Origin of the sequence: Microbacterium imperiale, assembly GCF_017876655.1 — a bacterium.
Taxonomy (GTDB): Bacteria; Actinomycetota; Actinomycetes; order Actinomycetales; family Microbacteriaceae; genus Microbacterium; species Microbacterium imperiale.
Genome location: NZ_JAGIOK010000001.1, coordinates 2,875,908 through 2,895,941, shown reverse-complemented (window position 1 = coordinate 2,895,941; position 20,034 = coordinate 2,875,908). Strand labels below are relative to the sequence as shown.

General features: G+C 71.3%; 15 protein-coding genes. 9 read left to right on the top strand and 6 right to left on the bottom strand.

What is annotated here, in order from left to right:
• Nucleotides 1-62: 62 nt before the first annotated feature.
• Both JOF37_RS13950 and JOF37_RS13945 read left to right on the top strand, forming a co-directional pair.
• Complete coding sequence (locus JOF37_RS13950) at nt 63-2,579, top strand: LamG-like jellyroll fold domain-containing protein (RefSeq protein ID WP_210007367.1); 2,517 nt, start codon at nt 63-65, stop codon at nt 2,577-2,579.
• Between the two features lie 83 nt (nt 2,580-2,662).
• Nucleotides 2,663-3,472 carry a DUF1206 domain-containing protein gene (locus JOF37_RS13945; protein ID WP_245338174.1) on the top strand — a complete coding sequence of 270 codons (810 nt, stop codon included), beginning with the start codon at nt 2,663-2,665 and terminating at the stop codon, nt 3,470-3,472.
• Between the two features lie 123 nt (nt 3,473-3,595).
• On the opposite strand, the gene JOF37_RS13940 is transcribed toward JOF37_RS13945, so the two are convergent.
• From JOF37_RS13940 to JOF37_RS13930, 3 genes are read right to left on the bottom strand one after another with little or no spacing between them, the layout of a single operon-like run.
• The gene (locus tag JOF37_RS13940) at nt 3,596-5,353 is read right to left on the bottom strand and encodes a proline--tRNA ligase (protein WP_210007366.1); all 1,758 of its coding nucleotides are present in this window, start codon (nt 5,351-5,353) and stop codon (nt 3,596-3,598) included.
• Between the two features lie 50 nt (nt 5,354-5,403).
• Nucleotides 5,404-6,609, bottom strand: coding sequence for a hypothetical protein (locus tag JOF37_RS13935; RefSeq protein WP_210007365.1), 1,206 nt, complete (start codon nt 6,607-6,609; stop codon nt 5,404-5,406).
• On the bottom strand, nt 6,600-7,133 hold the full coding sequence (locus JOF37_RS13930; protein WP_210007364.1) for an RNA polymerase sigma factor: 534 nt from the start codon (nt 7,131-7,133) through the stop codon (nt 6,600-6,602). Before JOF37_RS13930 ends, JOF37_RS13935 begins: the two co-directional genes overlap by 10 nt.
• Nucleotides 7,134-7,197: 64 nt before the next feature.
• On the opposite strand from JOF37_RS13930, the gene pcp reads away from it, so the two are divergent.
• The gene (pcp, locus tag JOF37_RS13925; RefSeq protein WP_210007363.1) at nt 7,198-7,833 is read left to right on the top strand and encodes a pyroglutamyl-peptidase I; all 636 of its coding nucleotides are present in this window, start codon (nt 7,198-7,200) and stop codon (nt 7,831-7,833) included.
• Nucleotides 7,834-7,870: 37 nt separating this feature from the next.
• Here the strand turns inward: pcp and JOF37_RS13920 are convergent, their stop codons facing one another.
• Together JOF37_RS13920 and ispG are read right to left on the bottom strand one after the other, a co-directional pair.
• Nucleotides 7,871-8,944, bottom strand: coding sequence for a hypothetical protein (locus tag JOF37_RS13920; RefSeq protein ID WP_210007362.1), 1,074 nt, complete (start codon nt 8,942-8,944; stop codon nt 7,871-7,873).
• A gap of 94 nt (nt 8,945-9,038) precedes the next feature.
• Nucleotides 9,039-10,169 carry a flavodoxin-dependent (E)-4-hydroxy-3-methylbut-2-enyl-diphosphate synthase gene (gene ispG, locus JOF37_RS13915; protein ID WP_210007829.1) on the bottom strand — a complete coding sequence of 377 codons (1,131 nt, stop codon included), beginning with the start codon at nt 10,167-10,169 and terminating at the stop codon, nt 9,039-9,041.
• Between the two features lie 229 nt (nt 10,170-10,398).
• On the opposite strand from ispG, the gene JOF37_RS13910 reads away from it, so the two are divergent.
• A complete protein-coding gene (locus tag JOF37_RS13910; RefSeq protein WP_210007361.1) occupies nt 10,399-12,327 on the top strand; it encodes an anthranilate synthase family protein in 1,929 nt (642 codons plus the stop codon).
• A gap of 28 nt (nt 12,328-12,355) precedes the next feature.
• Here the strand turns inward: JOF37_RS13910 and JOF37_RS13905 are convergent, their stop codons facing one another.
• The gene (locus JOF37_RS13905; RefSeq protein WP_210007360.1) at nt 12,356-13,660 is read right to left on the bottom strand and encodes a M50 family metallopeptidase; all 1,305 of its coding nucleotides are present in this window, start codon (nt 13,658-13,660) and stop codon (nt 12,356-12,358) included.
• A gap of 57 nt (nt 13,661-13,717) precedes the next feature.
• Between JOF37_RS13905 and JOF37_RS13900 the strand changes: the two genes are divergently transcribed.
• The 5 genes from JOF37_RS13900 (at nt 13,718) to pflA (ending at nt 20,012) form a co-directional block, all read left to right on the top strand.
• Nucleotides 13,718-14,305, top strand: a complete 588-nt coding sequence (locus JOF37_RS13900) for a hypothetical protein (RefSeq protein ID WP_210007359.1) — start codon at nt 13,718-13,720, stop codon at nt 14,303-14,305.
• A gap of 62 nt (nt 14,306-14,367) precedes the next feature.
• Nucleotides 14,368-15,060 (top strand): DUF1775 domain-containing protein, encoded by a 693-nt coding sequence (locus tag JOF37_RS13895; protein ID WP_210007358.1) that lies wholly within the window; start codon nt 14,368-14,370, stop codon nt 15,058-15,060.
• Nucleotides 15,061-15,130: 70 nt separating this feature from the next.
• The gene (locus tag JOF37_RS13890; protein ID WP_210007357.1) at nt 15,131-16,738 is read left to right on the top strand and encodes a Mur ligase family protein; all 1,608 of its coding nucleotides are present in this window, start codon (nt 15,131-15,133) and stop codon (nt 16,736-16,738) included.
• 182 nt (nt 16,739-16,920) lie between these two features.
• Complete coding sequence (pflB, locus tag JOF37_RS13885; RefSeq protein ID WP_210007356.1) at nt 16,921-19,194, top strand: formate C-acetyltransferase; 2,274 nt, start codon at nt 16,921-16,923, stop codon at nt 19,192-19,194.
• 5 nt (nt 19,195-19,199) lie between these two features.
• Nucleotides 19,200-20,012 carry a pyruvate formate-lyase-activating protein gene (gene pflA, locus JOF37_RS13880; RefSeq protein ID WP_372445468.1) on the top strand — a complete coding sequence of 271 codons (813 nt, stop codon included), beginning with the start codon at nt 19,200-19,202 and terminating at the stop codon, nt 20,010-20,012.
• Nucleotides 20,013-20,034: the final 22 nt, after the last annotated feature.

Genomic DNA, 20,034 nt, shown 5'->3' with positions numbered 1-20,034 from the left:
CTCTCCAGAGTCGGGGATCGGCGCACATCGCGCCGCCCTCCCCGTCGAACAGGAGTTCCCGCGTGTCCTCACGCCTTCCGTCATCCCCTCGCACGCGTCGCACCGCCGCCGCCCTGACCGTGGCGGGCCTCGCCGCCGGTCTCGCCGTGGCCGCGCCCGCAACCACCGCGGCGACCGCCGCCGCACCGCCCGCCGAAGACCTCGCCTCGCGCTTCACCCTCGCCGTGCTGCCCGACACGCAGTTTTACTCGCGCTACTCGGCCGACCAGTTCCTGCCGCGCTACGGCACCGACCCGTTCGCGACGCAGACGCAGTGGCTGACGGCCCACGCCGACGACCTGCGCATCCCCTTCACGCTGCACCTCGGCGACATCGTCGACCGCGCCGGGGTCGAGGCCGAGTGGCGTGCAGCCGACAACGCCATGCGCACCCTGGACGAGGCCGCTGCGCCGTACTCGATCCTCCCCGGCAACCACGACGTGCTCAACAGCGGCGTCCGCGATGACCAGCTCGACGTCGCGAACGAGCCGTTCAACCGCTGGTTCGGCGCGACGCGGGCAGCGAAGCAGAGCACGTACGGCGGCAGCGACCCGCTGGGACTGAGCCAGTTCCACATCTTCGAGGCCGAGGGCCAGCGGTTCATGTCGCTCGCCGTCGCGTGGAACGCCTCGGACGCGACGCTCGCCTGGGCGCAGAGCGTGCTCGACGCGCACCCGGACGTCCCGGTCATCCTCACCTCGCACGCCCTGATCAACGTCGCGGCCGACCAGACCTCGCCCATCGAGACGGGCGACAGCCAGCGGATGTGGGACCGCCTCATCCGCGGCAACGACCAGATCTTCCTGACCTTCAACGGCCACTTCCACGGCGCGACGCGGCAGGTCAAGCAGAACGACTTCGGTCACGACGTGCACCAGGTGCTCATGGACTACCAGATGGCGTACGAGGGCGGCAACGGCTACCTCGGCCTCGTCGAGTTCGACCTCACCAACGGCAGCCTGTCGCTCGAGACCGGGTCGCCGTGGGTCGTGCAGAAGCCGCAGGACACCCTCACGAGCTACGACCAGCCCCTCCTCGACGGCGAGCACCAGCGCTTCTCGATCCCGATCGACTTCCGCGAGCGCTTCGCCGGCTTCGCCCCCGGATTCACCGCCGGTTCCGCCGATGAGCCGAAGCTCACGGATGCCGCACGCGCGATCCTCCTCGACGGCTTCGAGGGCCCCGATCCGATCTCGACCGAGGCTCCGGGCAACGAGCTCGACTTCGTCGAGGCCGAGGGCACGCTCGCGCACTGGCGCTTCAACGGCCAGGACGGCGTCGTCGGCGCCGACACGGTGATCGAGGACATCGCCGGCGACAACGACCTGACCCGACCGGACCCCGCCGACACCAACGCGGTCGGGACGCTGTGGGAGGACGTCACCGTTCAGTCCACCGACGTGCACGGCTACTCGTCGGACGCCGCCGCGGTGTGCTTCGACGACTCGTCGGGATCGCGCTTCAGCTACCTGACGACCGGCCCCGACGCCCCGATCAACGAGGCCGACCTGTCGCAGGGGTACACGATCGAGACCTTCGTCAAGATGGACGCCGACTGGAACGCCTCGGCCAACGGATGGTCGAAGGCCCTGACCCGCACCGGCAACCGCTCGCAGATCGGCGTCCCCGAGACGCGCTGGGACTGGACCGCCTCTCCGACCGCGCTGGGCATCTCCAACCTGCGCGAGTTCCAGTACACGAGCCTCGACGCCGACGCCTCGCTCGGCGACCGCGTCAATTGGTCGGGCGAGATCATGGTCGACCAGTGGCAGCACGTCGCGATCGTGAACGACCCCGAGTCGCGCACCACCACGATGTACGTCGACGGCGCGCCGGTCCTGCGCAACGCGACGAACGTGGGCGGCATGGCCTGGCACGAGGGGCACTCGTGGATCCTCGGAGCCGACTGGACCGACGACGCCGCACGCAACGGCTGGCACGGCTGCATCGGCGAGACGCGCATCATCGACCGCCCGACCACGCCGGACGAGTGGCTGACCCAGCGCGCCGACCTGACCGGCTTCGAGGTTCGCGAGGCGCCCTCGGGCGAGCTCGCCGCCGACGTGTCGTCGGTGCGCTTCGCGGGCGTCGGCTTCCCCGGCGCCGAGGTGCGCCTGGCTCCCGCCGCCGAGGGCATGGCCGCACGCGCCGACCTCAGCGGCGCCGTCACCGCCGTGGCAGCGGACGGTACGTGGGAGATCGTCGTCACCTCGGGCCTGACCGCGGGCGAGCACGCCGTCGAACTCTCGCAGGCTCTCGGAGCGCGCTCGATCGCACCGCAGCGCGTCGCCTTCGCGATCGCGGCCGCCGCGCCCGCTCCGGCTCCGGCTCCGACGACGCCCGCGCCCGCCGTTCCCGGCGGGACTCAGCCCGGAGCTACCGTGCCGACCGGCGCACCCGCCGCAGACGTCGACGGTTCGCTGGCCGCCACCGGCGGCGACTCGGGCTCCATGATGCCGCTGGCCGTGGCGGCATCCGCGCTCACCGTCCTCGGTGGCGTGCTCCTGGCGCTGCGTCGCCGACGCATCGCCCGCGGCTGATTCCCGGGTCGGGGCGCGGCGGCATCCGCCGCGTCCCGGCCCGCCGCCGCACCCTCACCCTCGTGCCGTCGTAGGCTCTCGGGATGGTCGAACACGGGGTGCACGACGCGGCGCGCGCCGTCGAGCGGCAGCCCGCCGCCCGGGCGCTCGCGCGCGGCGGCTACGTCGCGAACGGCCTCGTGCACCTGCTCATCGGCTCGCTCATCATCGCCGTCGCCTTCGGCGGCGACCAGGACGCCGACCAGACCGGCGCATTCCGCGCGGTCGCCGAGATGCCTCTCGGCTTCGTCGCGCTGTGGGCCGCCGCCGCACTCCTCGCCGCGCTCGGCGTCTGGCACCTGGCAGAGGGCATGCTCGCCTCGCGGCGCCGAGAGGGCGCCGCCGCGTGGGGGCTGCGGATCTCGGAGTGGGGCCAGGCCTTCGTCTTCCTGTTCTTCGGCGGGCTCGCCGCCGCCGTCGCGCTCGGTGCCCGGCCCCGGGCCGATCAGGCTGCACGCGACGCGAGCCGCGGCGTCCTGGCGCTGCCGGGCGGTGTCGTCGCGATCGTGCTGGTGGGCCTCGGCGTCGCGGTGGCGGGCGTCGTCTTCGCGGTCATGGGCGTGCGCCGGTCGTTCCGCTCGAAGATGTCGATCCCCGACGACGCTCTCGGGCGCACGGTCGCGGGCCTGGGCGTCGCGGGGTTCATCGCGAAGGGCATCGCCCTCGGGTCGCTGGGACTCGTGCTCGTCGTCGCCGCCCTCCGGGCCCGCGCCGAGGATGCCGGCAGCCTCGACGCGGCCATCCGCGCGCTGCTCGACCTGACGCTCGGGCCGGCGATCGTCGTGATCATCGGGGCCGGCCTCATCGCCTACGGCGTGTTCACGGTCTTCCGCGCGCGCTACGCCCGGCTCTGACTCGCGCGCTCGGGCCGAGGCGCTCGCGTCAGGCGCAGGTGCGCGCGTCGAGCGCAGAAGGACGTGCGCCGGATGCCGCAATGTGCGCGGCATCCGGCGACGACAGCCACCCGGGGCGTCCGGTCAGCGTGATGTGAGGCGCGCGACCGCGTCCGCGGCGGCGACGGTCTCGCGCTCGCCCGTCCGCCGGTCCCACAGCTCGACCTGACCGTCGGCGGCACCGCGTCCGACGATCACGATCCGCGGCACGCCCACCAACTCGGCGTCGCCGAACTTCACGCCCGGCGACACCTTGGGACGGTCGTCGTAGAGGACGTCGAGACCGGCGGCCTCGAGGTCGGCCGACACCTTCTCGGCGAGCTCGAACGCGGCGGCATCCCGTCCGGTCGCGACGACGTGCACATCGAACGGTGCGACGGATGCCGGCCAGATGAGGCCGCGCTCGTCGTTGTTGAGCTCGGCGATGATCGCGAGGATGCGCGTAACGCCGATGCCGTACGAGCCCATGGTGACGGTGACGAGCTTGCCGTTCTCGTCGAGGACCTTCAGCCCCAGCGCCTCGGCGTACTTGCGGCCGAGCTGGAAGACGTGGCCGATCTCCATGCCGCGCGCGATCGACACCGGGCCCGAGCCATCAGGTGCCGGGTCGCCTTCCCGCACGGTCGCGACCTCGACGAACGCGTCGGCGGTGAAGTCGCGGCCCGCGACGAGCGAGTGCACGTGCTTCTGGTCGATGTTGGCGCCGGTGATCCACGAGGTGCCGTCGACGACGCGGGGGTCGAGGACGTAACGGATGCCGGTCGCCGACTCCTCGCCCAGAACCGGGCCCTCGGGCGACCAGGGGCCGATGTAGCCCTTGACCAGCAGCGGGTGCTTCGCGAAGTCCTCGGCCGTCGCCGGCTCGACCTCGGCCGGGGCGAACGCGACCTCGACGCGCTTGTCGTCGACGTCGCGGTCGCCGGGCAGGCCGACGACGACGAGCTCGCGCGTGCCGTCGAGGTGCGTGAGGGCGAGCACGACGTTCTTGAGCGTGTGCGCCGCCGTGTACTCGCCCGCGAGGTTCGCGTTGACGTGCGCCACGAGCGTCTCGATGGTCGGGGTGTCGGGCGAATCGAAGACGACGGGATCAGGCAGGCCGTCGATCGGCAGCGCCTCGGGGACGACGGTCGTGAACGCCTCGACGTTGGCCGCGTAACCGCCCTCGGAACGGACGAAGGAGTCCTCGCCCACCGGGGTCGGGTGCAGGAACTCCTCGGAGCGCGACCCGCCCATCGCGCCGGCATCCGCCTGGACGATGACGTACTCGAGGCCGAGGCGCTGGAAGATGCGCTCGTACGCGTCGCGCTGCGCCTGGTAGCTCGCCTCGAGTCCGGCGTCGTTCGCGTCGAACGAGTAGGCGTCCTTCATCGTGAACTCGCGCCCGCGCAGCAGGCCGGCGCGAGGCCGGGCCTCGTCGCGGTACTTGTCCTGGATCTGGTATATCGTCAGCGGCAGGTCCTTGTACGACGAGTACAGGTCCTTCACGAGCAGCGTGAACGCCTCTTCGTGCGTCGGCGCGAGCAGGTAGTCGCCGCCCTTGCGGTCCTGCAGGCGGAACAGCAGGTCGCCGTATTCCTCCCAGCGCCCCGTCGCCTCGTACGCCTCGCGCGGCATGAGCGCCGGGAAGTGCACCTCCTGCGCGCCCGCCGCGGCCATCTCCTCGCGCACGACGCGCTCGATCTTGGCCTTGACGCGCAGGCCGAGCGGCAGCCACGCGAAGATGCCAGCCGCCTGCGGCCGGATGTAGCCGGCGCGGATCAGCAGCTTGTGGCTGGCGACCTCGGCGCCCGCCGGGTCTTCACGGAGCGTGCGGAGGAACAGGTGCGACATACGGGTGACCACGAGTCGAGTCTACGGATGCCGCGGTGCCGCGACGCTCGCGGGATTGTTCGTCACCCGGTCGCGCCCCGCATCGCCGCCAACACCCGCTCCGCGGCAGCCACCACGTCCGGCGCCTCCATGATCTCCACGACATTCACGCCATCGGTCGCGAAGAGGTACGAGCTCTCGGGACGGATGGCACCGACGCCGCGTACGGCCTGAGTGGCGCCGGCGACCTCCACCGGCACCGGGATATCGCGTCGCCCATCACCTGCGGCGAGCCGGTCCCACTCCCACGCTCCGCCGGGGTAGAGGGTGACGATGACCGCCTCGAGGCGCGACGAATTCGGGGCGTACCAGCGGCAGACGGTGCCGAGACCCGCGTCACGCGCAATCTCTCGGTGGACATCCGTGCCGAAGCCCGATGGGTAGCCCTCGACGAAATCGGTGGTGCCGAGGATATCGGCCACGGACACGCGAGCGAGCAGCTCATCGCACGTCGTCGACGACCACCAGGAGGAGGTTCGGGCGGCAGCCGCCGGTTGGCCCGCAGCGGACAGGGCCTCTTGGAACTCCGGAACGATCGCGTCGAGCCGGCGAATCGTCTCTGCTTCATTGACTTCGTAGCCCGACTCGTCGAGCACAGCATCCACCGTGACCAGAATCCAGGTGTCGCCGTCCGAGACGGCACGACGGCAGCCGGACCCGTCGTACAGGAACCCTTCACAGACGGCGTTGTCATACCGAGCAGCCACGTCACCGGGCACGACGCTCGAGGGCAGCGCGTAGGCGAGAACGCCGTAGCCGCTGCTCGGGGAATGCCAGCGACAGTCGATTCCGCCGAGCGACCGGACCTCGGGCGTCGCCAGTTCCGACGCTTCGTCGAACTCTTCGGCGAGGACGCTCGAGAGGTGTACCCGGTCTGCCATCCGCGCGCAGTCGCCGCCGAAGGCCATGCTCGGCGCGGACAGCTGCGGCTCCGGATCCGGAGTCGCTGTCGGGGTGGGCGATGGCTGGCGCGTAGGAGTGGGGGTCGGCGTCGGCGTCGGCGTCGGCGTGGGCGTCGACGTCTCGACCGGAGTCGCGATGCGGTCATCGGGGCGCAGGGCCGTGAAGGCGATGCCGGCTACCACGACCGCCACCAGGGCTGATGCGGCCGCTCCCGCGACGATCCGGGAACGGCGCGCGCTGGCGGCCCGCATCCGCTTCGCGCCGCCGACGACCCGCTGGCGCAGGTCGGCGTGTTCGTTCGGGCTGAGTCCGTCGTTCAGGTCCACGATGCCTCCATCGCCGTCATCTCGTCACGCAGCCGGGCTTTCGCCCGCGACAGCCGCGACTTCACCGTGCCGAGGGGGATCCCCAGCGTCTGCGCGACATCGCGCTCGGCGTAGCCCTCGAGCACGCTGAGGACCACGACGCTCTGCTCGCCCGCGGGCAGTTTCCGCAGAGCCGCCAGGACGCCGCTCTCGTCGGGTCCGGACGGCGCCTCGGTGACCGACGCGGACGGCGTCTTGGCCAGGAGCGCGCGGTAACGCCGGCCCGAGCGCTCCAGGTTGCGCGCCGCGTTGGCGACCGTGGTCAACAGCCAGGGCAGCGGCGAGCCGTCGACCAGACGCACCGACGCGCGCTTGCGCCACAGCTCGAAGAACGCCACGGCGACGGCATCCTTCGCATCCTCTCGATCCGTCAACAGTCGGCACGCATGACGGAAGAGCCGCGCTTCGTGCACGTCGAACAGATCACCCAGCGCCGACTCGTCGCCGGCCCGCAATCGCCGCCACACGGCGGCGTCGTCTTCCATCACACTCTGTAGTGTCCGGCATCGACCGAATGGTTCACGCTCTCGGAAGATCTAGCCTGGGTCGATGAGAACCGTGCTGCTGACCGGCTTCGAGCCCTTCGCGGGCGACGCGACGAACCCCTCGGGCGATGCCGTCCGACTCGTCGCGGCGGAATGGAACGACCCCGAACGCCTCGTGGTCGAGGTTCTGCCGGTCGAGTTCGATCGAGCCGGACGAACGCTGACCGAGCTCATCGCGACCCACCGCCCGGAGGTCGTCGTCGCGACGGGACTCGCCGGGGGCCGCAGCGGCATCACCCCCGAGCGCGTCGCGATCAATCTGATGGATGCGCGCATCCCCGACAACGCGGGCGCGCAGCCGGTCGACGTGCCCTCGCGCCCGAATGGTCCAGCCGCGCACTTCGCAACGATCCCGGTGAAGGCGATCACGGCGGCGATCGTCGAGGCGGGGGTGCCGGCATCCGTCTCGCACTCCGCCGGAACGTTCGTCTGCAACCACGCGATGTACACGGCCCTCGACAGCACTGATCGCGAGAGCCGGCGAGCCGGCTTCATCCACGTGCCCCACGCCTCGGAGAACGCGCCAGAGGGCCAGCCCTCACTGCCGCTCGCCGATATCGCTCGAGGCCTGCGCATCGCGATCCGCACATCGCTCGACGCCGAGACCGACGCCACCTACGCCGCCGGCACGATCTCCTGATCGCTCCGACGGGTCGTCGCGCTGATCGCGGGACCGGTCAGGACGACAGCGTTGTGATGATGCGTCCGAGGATCTGCGCGTCCAGCTCGAGATCCTCCGAGTAGACGCTGACGACGTTCGTCCCGTCCGTCGCGAACAAGCCATATGCGCCGTGCCCACTGTCGACGGCGAACGCATCGGCGGCTCCATCGACCTCGACGGGGAGGGGTGCGCTCCCCGCGTCCGCACGAAGCTGCTCCCACTGCCAGCCCAGGCCCGGGGCGATCTGCGGCGTCATGATGACGAACTTCTCGGACGCAGGATCCACCCGTGCGCTGTCGGAGAAGAGCGGGCAGCTTCGGGCGACGCCCGCGGCGGCGAACAGGACCTCTTCGGGCTGCTCCGAGCCTTCCCAATACCCGTGCAGGTAGGGGCCGATGAGCTCCTCGAGCGCGATCGCCCGGCCGAGCTCGGTGCAGTCGGGGATGGCCCACACTCCGTCGGTCCGAGTGTCCGGGCGCGGCTGCGTCGCCGTAGCGAGGTTCTGCTCGACCGTGTCGACGACGCCGGCGAGCATCTCCCTCGGCGCTTCGTAGACCGCGAACCCCACGTAGGCGGAGACCCAGTTCTCACCGACGATGCGCCCGAAGCGACATCCGCTCGAATCGTAGTTGGGCTCGCAGACCGGGACGGAGTACTTGGCGGCGTATTCCGCCGGCACGGCCGAGGCCGGGACGACCATCGTGGTGAGAGTCGTGAGGCCTTCGGGCAGATCTGCGCCCTCCGCGGCGTACCACGAGCACTCCAGGCCGCCCAGTGTCCCCACCGGATCGAGGGCGACCACCACCCCCGCGTCCGGGTTCCACTGCGCCATCTGCTCGGCTTCGGTGATCGACCCGGAGCCAAGGATCGCGTCGCGCTGATCGTTCGTCAGCATCTGCGCGCAATCGGCGTCGAACGCCCGCACGGGACCGGCATCAGCCGTCGCCGACGGCGCGGGCGTCGGGCTCGCGTCGAGAGTCGGTGTCGGTGTCGGCGTCGGCGTCTCGGCGACGGGAGCAGCCGTCGCGCACCCGGCGGTCAGGGCTCCGGCGAGGACGAGCGTGAGGACGGCGAGACGGCGGCGCGGCATGACAACACTGTGTCAGCACAGCCATGCCCGCAGCGGCATCCGGGGCCGAGCCGTTACCGAATCGTCGTCCGCGGTTCCGGCGGCGCGTGCGGGGTCAGGCGGTGACGACCTGCGCCGTGCCCAGCGGTGCGTCCGGACCGAGCTCGTCGGCGATGCGGCGCGCCTCTTCGATCAGGGTCGCGACGATCTCGGACTCCGGCACCGTCTTGATGACCTCGCCCTTGACGAAGATCTGCCCCTTGCCGTTGCCGGAGGCGACGCCCAGGTCGGCCTCGCGAGCCTCACCGGGCCCGTTGACGACGCAGCCCATGACGGCCACACGCAACGGGACGGTCATGTCCTTCAGCCCCTCGGTCACGTCGTCGGCGAGGGTGTACACATCGACCTGCGCACGCCCGCACGAGGGGCACGACACGATCTCGAGCTTGCGCTCGCGCAGGTTCAGCGACTGCAGGATCTGGTGGCCGACCTTGACCTCCTCCGCCGGCGGCGCCGACAGCGAGACGCGGATCGTGTCGCCGATGCCCTCGCCCAGCAGGATGCCGAACGCCGTCGCGCTCTTGATCGTGCCCTGGAACGCGGGTCCCGCCTCGGTCACGCCGAGGTGCAGGGGCCAGTCGCCGCGCTCGGCGAGCTGCCGGTACGCCTTGACCATGACGATCGGGTCGTTGTGCTTGACCGAGATCTTGAAGTCGTGGAAGTCGTGCTCCTCGAACAGCGACGCCTCCCATACGGCGCTCTCGACGAGGGCTTCCGGGGTCGCCTTGCCGTACTTCTCGAGCAGGCGGCGGTCGAGCGAACCGGCGTTGACGCCGATGCGCAGCGACACACCGGCGGCCTTCGCCGCGTTGGCGATGGCCCCGACCTGGTCGTCGAACTTCCGAATGTTCCCCGGGTTGACGCGAACCGCTGCGCAGCCGGCATCGATCGCCTGGAAGACGTACTTCGGCTGGAAGTGGATGTCGGCGATGACGGGGATCTGGCTCTTCTTGGCGATGATGTGCAGCACGTCGGCGTCGTCCTGCGAGGGCACGGCCACCCGCACGATCTCGCAGCCGGATGCGGTCAGCTCGGCGATCTGCTGCAGGGTGGCGTTGATGTCGGTCGTGGGCGTCGTCGTCATCGACTGCACGCTGACCGGGGCACCACCGCCGACGAGCACGCGCCCGACGCGGATCTGCCGGCTCTTGCGGCGGGGAGCGAGAACGTCGGGAATCTGCGGCATCCCGAGATTGACTGCTGGCACGCGCTCAGCCTAGACGGCACCGCCGCGCGGCGGCTGAGAACGGCGCGCGGCCGGCGGGTGTGATAATTTCGCCGCATGCGCACGCGCTTCTCCTGGTGGCACACCGCTTAGGCGGTGTGTCCGACGTGCACACGACAACAGACCGCCCGGCGACGAAGGCCCGGCGGTCTTTTTCGTGGGGCGGAGGCCCCGACGACGAAAGACGACGATGAACGGTTCCCCCTCGACGCTGACCGATCTCGCCGCGAGCGGCGAGCCGTTCGCCCTCATCGCACGCGACGGCGCCACCGTGGAGGTGCTGCGCGGCGACGTCGTCGACGTCGATCTGCTGGGCGACATCCCCCTGCACGACGCGGACGGCACGCCGCGCGAGGTGCTGGCCCTCGTCCCGTTCCGTCAGGTGGTCGAGCGCGGTTTCGTCTGCCATGACGACGCCGCTCCCCTGCGCTGCCTGCGCATCACCGAGCACGGTTCCGTCCCGCTCGCCGACGCCCTGCGCGAGCTGCCGTCCGACCGGATCCCTCTGGGCGACGCCGGCTTCGACATCTCCGACGACGAGTACGCCGACATCGTGCGCCGGGTCATCGCCGATGAGATCGGTCGTGGCGAGGGCGCGAACTTCGTCATCCGCCGCGACTTCACCGCGACCGTCGACAGCGACCCGGTGACCGCCGGACTCACGTGGTTCCGGGCGCTGCTGCAGCACGAGCGCGGGGCCTACTGGACCTTCCTCGTCGTCACCGACGGCCATGTCGCCGTCGGCGCGAGCCCCGAGGCGCACGTCAGCGCTCATAGCGGTCCGCCTGCCGAGCCGGGCACGAGCATCGTGACGATGAACCCGATCTCGGGCACCTTCCGTCATCCGCGCGGCGGCGCGACCGCCGAGACGCTGACGGAGTTCCTGTCGTCGACCAAGGAGACCGAGGAGCTCTTCATGGTCGTCGACGAGGAGCTGAAGATGATGTCGGCGGTGTGCTCCGACGGCGGGCGCATCACCGGCCCGCATCTGAAGGAGATGTCGCGCCTGACCCACACCGAGTACATGCTCCGCGGGTCGAGCACCATGGACCCCCGCGACATCCTGCGCGAGACGATGTTCGCCCCGACGGTCACCGGCTCGCCCATGCAGAACGCCTGCACCGTCATCGCCCGGCACGAGCGCTCGCCCCGGGGCTACTACTCCGGTGTGGCGGCACTGTTCACCCCGACCGTCGACGGCGGCCACGACCTCGACGCCCCGATCCTCATCCGCACCGCCTACCTCGTCGACGGCCGCCTGCGGGTGCCGGTGGGCGCGACGCTCGTGCGGCACTCCGACCCGGCCGGCGAGGTCGGCGAGACCCACGGCAAGGCGGCCGGCGTGCTCGGTGCGATCGGCGCCGTCGACCGCGACGACGCTCCGACTCCCGGCGCGGTCGACGAGGACGCCCCCGCCGAGTCGCCCCGCCCCCGCCTGGGCGACGATCCGACGATCGCCGAGCTCCTCGCATCGCGCAACGCGCGACTCGCGCAGTTCTGGCTCGACCCGCAGGCAGCCGAGGGCGGGCCGTTCGCCGGTCGGGACGTGCTGGTCGTCGATGCCGAGGACCGCTTCACGACGATGCTCGGGCATCAGCTGCACCACCTCGGCTTCCGCGTCGACATCCGGACGTGGAGCGAGGTGACGGATGCCGCTGTGGACGAGGCCGGCTTCGTCGTCTTCGGCCCCGGTCCCGGCGACCCGCGCGACGGGGCGAGTGCCCGCATCGCTCGCATGCGCGACCTCGTGGCCCGCCGCGCCGACGCGGGTCGCCCGCTGCTGGCCGTCTGCCTCAGCCACCAGATCCTGGCCGACCGTGTCGGGCTCGATCTCGCGCCGCTCGCGTCACCGCACCAGGGTCTGCAGAAGCGTGTGGACGTCTTCGGGGTGCCGTCGTCGATCGGCTTCTACAACACCTTCACGGCGCGCGTGCCCGCGGGGACTCAGCACTTCGGCGCGACCGAGGTCGCCGCGGATGCTGCCTCGGGTGATGTGTACGCGCTGCGCGGACCGGGCTACGCCTCGGTGCAGGGGCACCTCGAGTCGATCCTCTCGCGCGACGGCCTGCCGACGCTCGAGCGCCTCATCGGCTTCGCCCTCGAGCCCGTCCAGCGCTGACCCGACGGGCGCCTGGACGCGTCGGCGGTCAGCCGAGCAGCGAGATCGGGTTGAACACGTCGGCGAGGATCAGCGTGCCGCCCATGACGATCAGCCCGATGACGACGACGAAGGTCACCGGGACCAGCTTCGTCGCGTCCACCGGTCGCGGCGTCGGCCGGCCCGTCGCCCGCGCCCACGCTCGCTTGAGTCCGTCCCAGAGGGCCACGACGACGTGTCCGCCGTCGAGCGGCAGCAGCGGCAGCAGGTTGAACACGAACAGGGCGATGTTGAGCGAGCCCAGCAGGCTGAGCAGGTGGAGCACACGGTCCTGGATCGGCGCCTCGGTCGCGGCGACCTCGCCCGCGATGCGGCCCGCACCGACGACCGACAGCGGGCCGTTGGGGTCGCGCTCGGCGCCCGTGACGAGGGTGACGCCGGTCTCGTAGACCTTGACCGGCAGTTGCCAGATGACGCCGGCGACCGCGCCGACGCGATCGACCGCAGCCTGCGGTCCGGCCCAGAGGGGCTGCGGCTCGTTGACCCGCGTCCCGCTCATCCCGACGAAGCCGACCTCGGCGCGCGTCGTCCCCCCGTCGGCGGTCGCGACGAGCCGCTCCGCGCGCACCGGCGTGACGGTGAGCTCGACACGCTCGCCGTCGCGTTCGACGACGATCGGGATGCTGCGCCCCGGTGCGTCCTGGATGATCGAGGTCGCCGCCGCGAACGAGTCGATGTCGGTGCCGTCGACCGCGACGATGACGTCGCCGGGTCGAATGCCCGCGGCCGCGGCCGGCGAGGTCGGGTCGCCCGCTTCGCAGGTCGTCCGCTCCGCCCCGGCGGGGATGACGCACTCATTGACCGCCGCAACCGTCGGCGAGACGGCGGGCAGGCCGACGGCGCTGAGGGCGACGCCGAAGAGGACCATCGCGAACAGCAGGTTCATCACCGGGCCGCCGAGCATGATCACGACGCGCTTCCAGACCGACAGCTGGTAGAAGGCGGGCCGGGTGTCGCCCTCGACGAGCGTCTCGGCATTGGCGTCTCGCGCGTCCTGCACCATGGTGGCGAAGAAGCCCCCACCGGCCCGACCGGTCGCGCTCGGCCCCTCGGGGGCGGGCGGGTACATCCCCGACATCGAGATGTAGCCGCCGAGCGGCAGCGCCTTCACGCCATACTCGGTCTCGCCGAAGCGCCGCGACCACAGCGTCGGCCCGAAACCGATCATGTAGCGCCCCACCCGCAGGCCGAACGCCTTCGCAGGGACGAGGTGGCCGATCTCGTGCAGCGCGATCGACACCGCGAGCCCGACGACGAGCAGCACCACTCCGATGGCGAAGGCGAGGACATCCACGAGCGGTCAGGCTACCGGTCGAGCCTTTGAATTGCCCGGGGCCCTAAACTCGGACCCATGGACCGGCCGGGGGGTGCGCGCGCTCGGCGTCTGCGCGCCGTCCGCGGGGCCGGGTCGGCGGCGATCGCCACCGTCCTGGCCGCCACCGCCCACACGATCTCGGGCGGGCTCGCGCCGCTCTGGCTGATCGCCGCTGCCACTCTGCTGGCCACGCCGGTGTCGGTGTGGCTGGTCGGTCGCACGCCGTCGTCGGGGCGCACGGCGCTCGTCGTGCTCGCGAGCCAGGGCCTCTTCCACACCTTCTTCTCCATCGCCGGGTCGGCGAACCCGGCGGCGGCCTCGGCGCACGTGCATCCGGGATCGCAGCTCGCGCTCGCGTCGGTGTCGCACGCGCATCCGGCGAGCGCGTCGATGACGGCGACCCACCTCGCCGCCGCGGCGTTCACGACCCTCGCCCTCGTCGTGGGCGAACGCCTCATCGCGGCGATCGCCCGCGGCATCCGTCGCTTCGAGCGGCTGATGGCGCCCGTGGCGCCGGTGCCTGCGCTGGTGCGTTCGTCGCCCGATCGCCGGCGGCGGTTCATCGTCGCCCGCCCCGTCCGCTCCTTCCTCTCGCTGCGGGGTCCGCCGGTCGCGACCGCGTGACCTCCGACCCACCCTTTTTTGCGACGTCGCACGACGCGGCGCGCCCTTTCCGAGAGAGAACCATGTCCCGCAGCACTCCCGCGCGCCGCCGCGTGCGCACCCTGACCGGCGTCACCGCCGGCGCCGCCCTCGCCCTCGCCCTGCCGCTCGCGGCATCGGCGCACGTCCACGTCACCCCCGAGGAGGTCGCTGCGAACGGCTCCACGCGCATCGACTTCTCGTTCAGTCACGGCTGCGACGGATCCCCGACCACCGCCCTCGTCGTCGACATCCCGGCCGAGGCCCAGGGAGCGGTGCCGGTGGTCGACGGCGCCTGGACCATCACCACCGAGGACGGGGAGTCCGGCATCCCGACCCGCGTCACCTACACGGCTGTCACCCCCGTGCCCGACGCGTACGCCGCCTCGGTGGGCATGAACGTCATCTTCCCCGCATCCACGGAGGGTGAGAGCTTCGCGTTCCCGGTGACGCAGCAGTGCGAAGCCGGCGAGGCGCCCTGGGTCGAGATCGCCGAGGACGGACAGGACCCGCACGACCTCGAGTACCCCGCTCCGGTGGTCGTCGTGGGCGCCGCGGCGGAAGACGGCCACGGCGGCCACACGAGCGAGCACGACGCCGACGACGCCGTTGCGGACGCCGAGAACGCTGCGTCGACCGCTCCCGCTGCAGACCCGCTTCCGGTGTGGCTCTCGGCCGGCGCGCTCGTCGTCGCCGCGGCCGCGCTCGTGCTGGCGATCGCCCGGCGCCGCGCCTGATCATCGTCCGGGCGGGAGGGCCGTCGCACCCGCCCGCCCGGACCTGCCTGGAGTGGCAGAATGGTCGGCAATGCCTACCGACGCCTCGAACCTCCCTCCCGTCCTGCGCCCCGCGCGTCCTCCGCGCCGCGCGCTGGTCGACCTGGTCGCCCATGTCGGCGGCCGCCTCATCGGTGACGCCGACGGCGTGACCGTCACCGGGATCACACTGGCCACCGCCGACCTCCGCGCCGGCGAGGCGTTCGTCGCCGTCCGCGGCGGTGCCCGCCACGGCGCCGAGTTCGCGTCGGTCGCCGCGGACCGCGGCGCGACGGCCATCGTGACCGATGCCGCCGGTGCCGACATCGCCGAGGCTGCCGGGCTGCCGATCGTCGTCGTCGATGATCCGCGCGCGGCACTCGGCGACCTGTCGGCCTGGGTCTACGGCACCGGTCGCGACGGCGATCTTCCCGTCCTGTTCGGCACCACGGGAACCAACGGCAAGACGAGCGTCTCGCACCTGCTCGAGGGCATCCTCGGACAGCTCGGCGCGGTCACGGGGCTCTCGTCGACGGCCGAACGCCACATCGCCGGTGAGGTCATCGTCTCGCGACTGACCACGCCCGAGGCATCCGAGTTCCATGCCCTGCTCGCGCTGATGCGCGAACGCGGCGTCGAGGCGGTCGCGGTCGAGGTGAGCGCGCAGGCGCTGACGCGCCACCGCGTCGACGGAGTCGTGTTCGACGTCGCCGGCTTCACCAACCTCACGCACGACCACCTCGACGACTACGGCGACATGGCCGAGTACTTCGAGGCGAAGCTGCCGCTGTTCCGCGCGGACCGTTCGCGTCGGGGGGTCGTCTGCCTCGATTCCGCCGCCGGCTCCGAGATCGTCGCGCGTGCCGACATCCCGGTCGTCACGATCGTCACGCCCGCGATCGCCGACGATCCGGCGCAGACGGCGGACTGGACCATCGACATCGTCGAGGAGCGCCAGGACGGAACGCGCTTCCGACTGCGCGGTCCGGGCGAGCGCGAGCTGACGACGACGGTGCCGGTGATCGGGCCGCACATGGCCGCCAACGCCGGTCTCGCGATCGTGATGCTCCTCGAGGGCGGCTACGCGTGGGACACGATCGTCGGCGCGCTGGACGGATCGGTGATCGACGCGCACCTGCCCGGCCGCATCCAGCGCGTCTCGGGCGATCGCGGTCCGGCCGTGTACGTCGACTTCGGGCACTCCCCCGACGCGTTCTCGAAGACCCTGGCCGCGGTGCGCCGCGTCACCCCGGGGCGCGTCCTGATGCTGTTCGGCGCCGACGGCGACCGCGACAAGACCAAGCGCCACGACATGGGTGCGACGGCCGTGCTCGGCAGCGACATCCTCATCGTGACCGACCACCACCCCCGGTTCGAGGACCCCGACGCCATCCGCGCCACGCTGCTCGAGGGTGCCCGCAGCGCCCGCCCGGATGCCGACATCCGCGAGTCCTCGCCGCCCGAGCAGGCGATCGTCGACGCGGTGTCGCTCGTGGGCGAGGGCGACGCGATTCTGTGGGCCGGCCCGGGTCACCAGGACTACCGCGACATCCGCGGCCAGCGCACCCCGTACTCGGCGCGCGAGCTGGCCCGTCGGGCGCTGCGCGACGCCGGGTGGCCGGTGCCCGAGCCGAGCTGGCCGGTGCCGTACGCCGACTGAGCGCGTTTGTGGTCAGACCACTGTGAATAATCAGCGGGACCCATAGCTCCTGTAGCGACCGTGCACGTTCCGTATCGCTCGGTGCGCCCGGGCGTAGCGTCGGGCTCAGGCACGCCGCGGCAGGCACGACCAGCGCCTCCCCCGCTCCCCGGCGGGCCTTCCGACAGGACGAAGGACCCACGATGAGCACAGTCATCCCGACCTCGACAGCACACGACGACGACGCGGTTCCCGCGGCCTGGGAGGGGTTCGCCCCGGGTCCGTGGCAGGACGACATCGACGTTCGCGACTTCATCCAGCGCAACTACGAGCCCTACACCGGCGACGCGTCGTTCCTGGTGGGACCGACCGCGCGCACCACGGGGCTATGGCAGACGCTGAGCGAGATGTTCCCGGCCGAGCGCGAGCGCGGCGTCTACGACGTCGACGCGGCGACTCCCTCGACGATCACGTCGCACGCGCCGGGCTACATCCGCCGTGACGACGAGCTGATCGTCGGCCTGCAGACAGACGCGCCGCTGCGTCGCGCGATCATGCCGAACGGCGGATGGCGCATGGTCAAGGGAGCGCTCGAGACCTACGGCTACCCGGTCGACCCGACGCTCGAGACGATCTTCACGCGCTACCGCAAGACCCACAACGACGGCGTCTTCGACGTCTACCCGCCCGCCGTGCGCCGCGCCCGCAGCAGCCACATCATCACCGGCCTGCCCGACGCGTACGGCCGCGGCCGCATCATCGGCGACTACCGCCGCGTCGCGCTGTACGGGACGACCGCCCTGATCGCCGCCAAGAACGTCGAGCGCGCCGAGCTCGACATGCACCCCTCGACGGAGAACATCCTGCGCTCGCGGGAAGAGAACGCCGAGCAGATCCGGGCGTTGCAGGAACTGGCCGAGATGGCGGCGTCGTACGGGTTCGACATCACCCGGCCGGCCGCCACGGCTCGGGAGGCGATCCAGTGGCTGTACTTCGCCTACCTCGGCGCCGTGAAGGAGCAGAACGGCGCGGCGATGAGCTTCGGCCGCAACACCTCGTTCCTCGACGTCTACATCCAGCGGGACATGGCCCGCGGCGCCCTGACCGAGGTCGAGGCCCAGGAGCTCGTCGACGACCTGGTCATCAAGCTGCGCATCGTGCGGTTCCTCCGCACCCCCGAGTACGACTCCCTGTTCTCGGGCGACCCGACCTGGGTCACCGAGTCGATCGGCGGCGTCGGCGAGGACGGACGCACGCTGGTCACGCGCACGGCGTTCCGCTTCCTGCAGACGCTCTACAACCTCGGGCCGGCCCCCGAGCCGAACCTCACCGTGCTGTGGACGGACGCGCTGCCGGAGGGCTTCAAGGAGTTCTGCGCGCAGGTGTCGATCGACACCTCGTCGATTCAGTACGAATCCGACGACCACATCCGGGCTCTCTGCGGCGACGACGCGGCGATCGCCTGCTGCGTCTCGCCGATGACCGTCGGCAAGCAGATGCAGTTCTTCGGCGCCCGGGTCAATCTCGCCAAGACGCTGCTGTACGCGATCAACGGCGGACGGGACGAGGTCAGCGGCAAGCAGATCGCTCCAGCCGCGGCCCCGGTCGCCGGCGACGTCCTCGACTACGACGACGTGCGCGAGCGCTTCCGCGTCATGATGGAGTGGCTCGCCGAGACCTACGTCGACGCACTCAACTGCATCCACTTCATGCACGACAAGTACGCGTACGAGCGGCTCGAGATGGCCCTGCACGACGGCAACGTCCTGCGGACGATGGCGTGCGGCATCGCGGGCCTCTCGGTCGCCGCCGACTCGCTGTCGGCGATCAAGTACGCCCGCGTCGAGCCGGTGCGCGACGCGTCGGGGCTCGTCGTCGACTACCTCGTGCACGGTGACTTCCCCACCTTCGGCAACGACGACGACCGCGTCGACGAGATCGCCCGCGAGCTCGTCTCGGACTTCATGGCGATGATCCGCCGGCACGAGACGTACCGCGACGCCGTCCACACTCAGTCGGTGCTGACGATCACCTCGAACGTCGTCTACGGCAAGGCCACCGGCAACACCCCCGACGGCCGCCGCGCCGGCCAGCCCTTCGCCCCGGGCGCCAACCCGATGAACGGCCGTGACACCCACGGCATGCTCGCCGCCGCGCTGTCGGTCGCAAAGCTCCCGTTCGACCAGGCGCAGGACGGCATCTCGCTCACGACGACGGTCACGCCGAACGGTCTCGGCCGCACCGCCGAAGAGCGGGTGCGCAACCTCGTCGGTCTGCTCGACGCCCAGATGGGATCGGACGGATACCACCTCAACGTCAACGTCCTCACGCGCGAGACGCTCGAGGACGCCATGGAGCACCCCGAGAAGTACCCGCAGCTGACCATCCGTGTCTCCGGATACGCGGTCAACTTCGTGCGCCTGACGCGCGAGCAGCAGCTCGACGTCCTCAGCCGCACGTTCCACACGGGAGTCTGAGTCCCGTGTCCGCCATCCTGGTGCCGGGGGCACCGAGCACCGCTGATCTGTGCGAGGCCCCTCGCGATCGTCTCGCCGCACGACGATCCGGGCACATCGCGAGCGTGCATTCCTGGGAGCTCGTCACTTCCGTGGACGGCCCCGGCACCAGGATGACCCTCTTCCTCGCCGGGTGCCCGCTGCGCTGCCAGTACTGCCACAATCCCGACACGTGGCGGCAGCGCGACGGCGAGCTGACGGCGATCGACGACATCCTCGCTCGGATCCGCCGCTACCTGCCCGTCTTCCACGCGACGGGAGGCGGCCTGACGATCTCGGGCGGCGAGCCGCTGCAGCAGGCGGCCTTCGTCACCCGGCTCGCGCGAGCCGCGGCCGAGCTCGGCGTCCACGTGGCGCTCGACACCTCCGGCAACCTCGGCCGCGCGGCATCCGACGGCCTGCTCGACGACCTGTCGCTCGTGCTGCTCGACGTCAAGTCCGGCCTCCCCGAGACGTATCGCGAGGTGACCGGCCGCGAGCTCCAGCCGACGCTCGACTTCGGCGATCGCCTCGCCGCGCGTGGCGTGCCGGTGTGGGTCCGATTCGTGCTCGTCCCCGGACTGACGGATGCGCGCGAGAACGTGGATGCCGTCGCCGACATCGTCGCGCGATGGTCGAACGTCCAGCGCGTCGAGGTGCTGCCGTTCCATCAGATGGGCACATCGAAGTGGGAGCGTCTCGGCATCCCCTACCCGTTGGCCGGCCGCGAGACGCCCGACGCCGACCTCGTCGCCCGGGTTCGGGCGCAGTTCGCCGCGCGCGGCCTCACCGTGTACTGAACCGCCGCGGGCGCGTCGGGTG

What these genes read in the sequence shown, in the direction of transcription:
- JOF37_RS13945 (WP_245338174.1), top strand. Translation starts at nt 2,663, where the DNA reads ATGGTCGAACACGGGGTGCACGACGCGGCGCGCGCCGTCGAGCGGCAG.
- JOF37_RS13930 (WP_210007364.1), bottom strand. Translation starts at nt 7,133, where the DNA reads ATGGAAGACGACGCCGCCGTGTGGCGGCGATTGCGGGCCGGCGACGAG.
- pcp (WP_210007363.1), top strand. Translation starts at nt 7,198, where the DNA reads ATGAGAACCGTGCTGCTGACCGGCTTCGAGCCCTTCGCGGGCGACGCG.
- JOF37_RS13920 (WP_210007362.1), bottom strand. Translation starts at nt 8,944, where the DNA reads ATGCCGCGCCGCCGTCTCGCCGTCCTCACGCTCGTCCTCGCCGGAGCC.
- ispG (WP_210007829.1), bottom strand. Translation starts at nt 10,169, where the DNA reads ATGCCGCAGATTCCCGACGTTCTCGCTCCCCGCCGCAAGAGCCGGCAG.
- JOF37_RS13910 (WP_210007361.1), top strand. Translation starts at nt 10,399, where the DNA reads ATGAACGGTTCCCCCTCGACGCTGACCGATCTCGCCGCGAGCGGCGAG.
- JOF37_RS13900 (WP_210007359.1), top strand. Translation starts at nt 13,718, where the DNA reads ATGGACCGGCCGGGGGGTGCGCGCGCTCGGCGTCTGCGCGCCGTCCGC.
- JOF37_RS13895 (WP_210007358.1), top strand. Translation starts at nt 14,368, where the DNA reads ATGTCCCGCAGCACTCCCGCGCGCCGCCGCGTGCGCACCCTGACCGGC.
- JOF37_RS13890 (WP_210007357.1), top strand. Translation starts at nt 15,131, where the DNA reads ATGCCTACCGACGCCTCGAACCTCCCTCCCGTCCTGCGCCCCGCGCGT.
- pflB (WP_210007356.1), top strand. Translation starts at nt 16,921, where the DNA reads ATGAGCACAGTCATCCCGACCTCGACAGCACACGACGACGACGCGGTT.